5 protein-coding genes are annotated in these 4941 nt (G+C 61.0%); 1 reads left to right on the forward strand and 4 read right to left on the reverse strand.

Annotated features, from left to right (window positions below; genetic code table 11):
• Positions 1 to 94 precede the first annotated feature (94 nt).
• Both IRZ12_RS15555 and IRZ12_RS15560 read right to left on the reverse strand, forming a co-directional pair.
• A complete protein-coding gene (locus IRZ12_RS15555) occupies positions 95 to 568 on the reverse strand; it encodes a fasciclin domain-containing protein (RefSeq protein WP_296470295.1) in 474 nt (157 codons plus the stop codon).
• A gap of 219 nt (positions 569 to 787) precedes the next feature.
• The gene (locus tag IRZ12_RS15560; protein ID WP_296470297.1) at positions 788 to 2656 is read right to left on the reverse strand and encodes a phosphoenolpyruvate carboxykinase (GTP); all 1869 of its coding nucleotides are present in this window, start codon (positions 2654 to 2656) and stop codon (positions 788 to 790) included.
• Positions 2657 to 2863: 207 nt separating this feature from the next.
• On the opposite strand from IRZ12_RS15560, the gene IRZ12_RS15565 reads away from it, so the two are divergent.
• Positions 2864 to 3868 (forward strand): D-2-hydroxyacid dehydrogenase family protein, encoded by a 1005-nt coding sequence (locus IRZ12_RS15565; protein ID WP_296470300.1) that lies wholly within the window; start codon positions 2864 to 2866, stop codon positions 3866 to 3868.
• Between the two features lie 174 nt (positions 3869 to 4042).
• Here IRZ12_RS15565 and IRZ12_RS15570 read toward each other — a convergent pair whose 3' ends face one another.
• Both IRZ12_RS15570 and IRZ12_RS15575 read right to left on the reverse strand, forming a co-directional pair.
• Positions 4043 to 4249, reverse strand: coding sequence for a cold-shock protein (locus tag IRZ12_RS15570; protein ID WP_296470304.1), 207 nt, complete (start codon positions 4247 to 4249; stop codon positions 4043 to 4045).
• A gap of 218 nt (positions 4250 to 4467) precedes the next feature.
• Positions 4468 to 4941 (reverse strand): AbrB family transcriptional regulator (locus IRZ12_RS15575; protein ID WP_296470308.1); only part of this gene is annotated, 474 nt, incomplete at its 5' end.

Here is a 4941-nt window from a genome sequence, read left to right on the forward strand (position 1 = left end):
ATCCCAAGCGCTACCAGGCGCCCCATTTCCATGATTTTATCATGCATATGGGCGTGCTTCATCCCCGGTTGCCAAGGCCGCCTAATGGCTGCCCTTAGGGAAACAGCACTGAGTCAAGGACGTTGATGACGCCGTTATCCACTTCGACGTCGGGCTCCAGCACTTCCGCCTCATTAAGCAGCACTGCCCGGTTCTTTCTATGGATAGTGAGGGTCTCGCCCGCTTCCGTCTTGATTTGCGTCCCTTCTTTTGCTTCCTTGAGCAGGATTTTCCCGGCCGCCATGTGCAGCTTGACGACTTTCACCAGGGTTTCCTTGTCCTTCAAGGCATCGCGCTGCGCGGCAGGCAATTTGGCGAAAGCTTCGTCCGACGGAGCAAATACGGTGTAGGGTCCCTGCTCTTTCAACGCCTGTTCCAGACCCGCCTCCCGTACTGCGTTCAACCATGAGCTAAAGGTGCCCGCCGTCGCGGCGGTATCGATGATGTTTCGGGCATGGACCGGCATCGCACCAGCAACGGCCAGAGCCATCAGCAATATCGCGTTTCGTGCCCCCTGCATGAGTTGCATGCGATTCTCCCAAGCGATAATCGTCTCCTTGAAAACGAACGGCCCAAACCCCGGTATGGGTTCAGCCATGAATGATTATGGTGGCCCGGTACGCTGTAACCAGGGCCGTCGCTTCGAAAGGGGGAGCAACAGGGATGCCCGGGCGCTCGAGCTCCGCGCCCGATGAAAAAAGCCCGCGTCTCGACGCGGGCCCGGGCAGGAACGGAGCGAAAGGCGTCCTCAGGCGTGCAAGCGCTCCGCAAGCTTCTTCCGCACCTCCAGCAGCTGCGCAGGCAGGCCGTGCTTGAGCAGATCGAAGAGTTCATCGTGCAGCCGGAACTCCTCCTGCCACGCCTCCTTGTCGATGGCGGTGATCTTGTGGAATTGCTCGCGGCTGAAGTCGAGGCCGTCCCAAGTCAGGTCTTCATACGAAGGCGACACGCCGAACACGTGATCCACGCCCTGCGCCTTGCCCTCGATGCGCTCGAGCATCCACTTGAGCACACGCATGTTCTCGCCGAACCCCGGCCAGACGAACTTGCCGTTTTCGTCGGTGCGGAACCAGTTCACGCAGAAGATGCGCGGCAGTACCACACCGGCCGCCTGCAACTTGGCGCCCAGCTCGAGCCAATGATTGAAGTACTCGCTCATGTTGTAGCCGCAGAAGGGCAACATGGCGAACGGATCGCGCCGGACGACGCCTTGCTTGCCGGTGGCGGCGGCGGTCGTTTCCGAACCCATGGTCGCCGCCATGTACACGCCTTCGACCCAGTTGCGTGCTTCGGTGACGAGCGGGACGGTGGTCGAGCGACGGCCGCCGAACACGAAGGCGTCGATGGTCACGCCAGCGGGGTTGTCCCAATCCGGATCGATGGCCGGGTTCTGGTCCGCGGCGACGGTGAAGCGGGCATTCGGATGCGCTGCCTTGCGGCCGGTGGCCTTGCCGATCTCGGGCGTCCAGTCCTGGCCTTGCCAGTCGATGCAGTGCGCAGGCGGCTCACTCATGCCTTCCCACCACACGTCGCCGTCGTCGGTGAGCGCGACATTGGTGAAGATCACGTTCTCGCGCAAGGTGGCCATGCAGTTGTAGTTGGTCTTCTCGTTGGTGCCGGGCGCAACGCCGAAATAGCCTGCTTCGGGATTGATGGCGCGCAGCTTGCCGTCGGGGCCGGGCTTGATCCACGCGATGTCATCGCCGATGGTCGAGACCTTCCAGCCCGGCATGGAAGCCGGCGGAATGAGCATCGCGAAGTTGGTCTTGCCGCACGCAGAGGGGAAGGCCGCGGCAACGTGCATCTTCTTGCCTTCGGGCGACGTCACGCCCAGGATCAGCATGTGCTCGGCCAGCCAGCCCTGGTCGCGGCCCATTTTCGAGGCGATGCGCAGCGCCAGGCACTTCTTGCCCAATAGCGCGTTGCCGCCGTAGCCCGAACCAAAGGACCAGATTTCGCGCGTTTCGGGGTAGTGCACGATGTACTTGGTCTCATTGCAAGGCCAGGGAACGTCGGCCTCTCCATCCGCGAGCGGCTTGCCCACCGAATGCACGCAGGGCACGAATTCACCGTCGGTGCCCATGACGTCGTAAACCTTCCGGCCCATGCGCGTCATGATGCGCATGTTGCAAACGACGTAGGGGGAATCGCTGAGCTCGACGCCAAGCTGCGCGATGGGCGACCCGAGCGGCCCCATCGAGAACGGGATGACGTACATCGTGCGGCCGCGCATGCACCCCTGGAACAGGCCGTTGAGCGTGGCCCGCATCTCTTTGGGATCGACCCAGTTGTTCGTCGGACCGGCGTCTTCCTTGCGTTCCGAGCAGATGAAGGTCCGGTCTTCGACGCGCGCCACGTCGGAAGGATCAGACCACGCAAGGTACGAATTGGGGCGTTTGGCGGGATTGAGCCGGCGTAGCGTGCCGGCTTGCACCATTTGTTCGCAGAGCCGGTCGTACTCCTCCTGCGAGCCGTCGCACCATTCGATGCGGTCGGGCTGCGTCAGCGCGGCAATCTCGGCCACCCAAGCTTTGAGGCGCTCATGACGGACCCACTCGGGTGCATTGAGCGTCGCAAGATTATGTTGAGATCCCGCTGTTTTGGCCACGGCGTTCATGGGTGACATTCTCCTCGACGCTTTTCGAAGCGCCTGCTAGTAGTTATGAAAAATAAAGATCCGGCTGCGATAGAGACGGATCGGTTAACTTAATATACCCCGGCACCTCCTTCCAAGCATTTCCGGCTCGAAAGGGATGGTTACCGTTGGCTGCTCACGCATTCGAGACCAACTGGACTACGATCGCGTCTGATCGAAGGAAAGCCCATGCGCATCACGATTCTCGACGACTACCAAGACGCAGTACGCAAGCTCGATTGCTTCAATTTGTTAGAAGGCCACGAAGTCAAGGTTTATAACAATACGGTCAAGGGATTAGGCCAATTGGCCGTTCGGCTGCGAGACACGGAAGCGCTGGTGTTGATCCGCGAACGCACGCCGATTACCCGGGCGCTGCTCGACAAGCTCCCCAACTTGAAGCTCATCTCGCAGACGGGCCGGGTCGGGTCGCACATCGACGTGGCCGCCTGTACGGAGCGCGGGATCGCCGTCGCCCAGGGAGTCGGCTCGCCGATCGCGCCGGCCGAGTTGACATGGGCGCTCATTATGGCCGCGATGCGGCGCATTCCTCAATACGCCGCGCACCTCAAGCATGGCGCATGGCAGCAATCGGGCATGAAGGCCTCCTCCATGCCTCCCAATTTCGGACTGGGACGCCGTCTCCACGGCCGCAGGCTGGGCCTGTTCGGCTACGGCAAGATCGGCAAGCTGGTCGCGAACTACGGCAAGGCCTTCGGCATGTCCGTCACGGCCTGGGGCCGGGAATCCACGCTGGAACGCGCGCGCGCCGACGGCATCGAGACGGCGCCGAGCAAGGAGGCGCTGTTCGAAAACAGCGACGTACTCTGCCTGCTGCTGAAGCTGACCGAAGAAACCCGCGGCATCGTGACCCTGGCGGATCTCCAGCGCATGGGGCCCGAAGCCTTGTTGGTCAACACCTCGCGCGCGGAATTGATCGAATCTGACGCGCTCGTACTTGCGCTCAATCGCGGTCGTCCTGGCATGGCAGCCGTCGACGTGTTCGAGTCGGAACCCATTCTCCAAGGCCACCCGCTGCTGCGCATGGAGAACGTGATCTGCACGCCCCACATCGGTTTCGTGGAGGCCGATAGCTACGAGCTCTATTTCCGGGCGGCGTTCGAGAACATCGTGGCCTGGGTGGCAGGCACGCCGAAAAATATCGTGAACGAGGAAGCCTTGGCAAAGCAGTAAGGGTGGGGCGAGCAACGCCTGCCTGCCAGGAGTGCGCCAGCAGGTCCACTGCCTGTGGAATGCGGCCGATGCGCTGGGTGTGCGCCAAGCCGGAGAAGAAGAAAAACTGCCCCGCCACGCGGCGGGGAAGAAAAAACGCGACGCGCCTGCGCCGCGCGATAGCGATCGTCGTGCTTACAGCGGCTTGATGTCCGCGGCCTGCGGGCCCTTGGGACCGTCTTTCACTTCGTACTCGACTTCCTGGCCTTCGGTCAGGCTGCGATAGCCGCGGCCAACGATGGCGGAAAAGTGAGCGAACACGTCCGGACCTCCGGAATCCGGCGTGATGAAGCCGTATCCCTTGTCCGCGTTAAACCATTTGACCTTGCCCTTCTGTGCCATATCCGGCGTCCTCTAAATCTCAATAAACAATGCAATGAACCAAGAACGCCGACACGAACTGAAATGCGGTAATGGCGGACATCCGCAAATGGCAGACGGGACTTGCGTGCTGCTTGAATTCAACTGCGAATGGCAGCATACCCGGCCGCTGAACCTGAATCAATAACTTTAGCGGGCGTCTCGCAAATGACGCATAAGACTCCCGCAACAGAAATCGATCACGCCGCCAGGGCCGGAAAATGCCTGAGCAGAATTCGATAAAGGGGCCCACTCACCAGCAGCACGCAGGCGAGCCGAAACACCTGGAACGCCGTCACCAGCGGCACGCCTAGCTGCAAGACCTTGGCCGTGAGGCACATCTCTGCCACGCCACCCGGGGCCAAGCCCAGAATGAGCGTAGGCACGGAAATATCGCTCAGCCGTGACAATATCGCGCCCACCCCGATAGCTAGGGTTATCGCTATAAGGGTATATACCAGGATAAACATCATGAAGCGGGGCGCGGTCTTGAAAAAATCGGGACGATAACGATCGCCCAACGACCAGCCGATCATTAACTGCGCACCATTGATCAGGAAAGACGGCATGGCCGACAAAGCCATCTCCTGGGAGGTCAGCAAAATGGTGACCGCCATCGGCCCCAATACCCACGCATTCGGAATCTGAAAGCGCTGCGCCAGCAATGCCCCGCC

Origin of the sequence: Pigmentiphaga sp., assembly GCF_019689535.1 — a bacterium.
Classification (GTDB): domain Bacteria; phylum Pseudomonadota; class Gammaproteobacteria; order Burkholderiales; family Burkholderiaceae_B; genus Pigmentiphaga.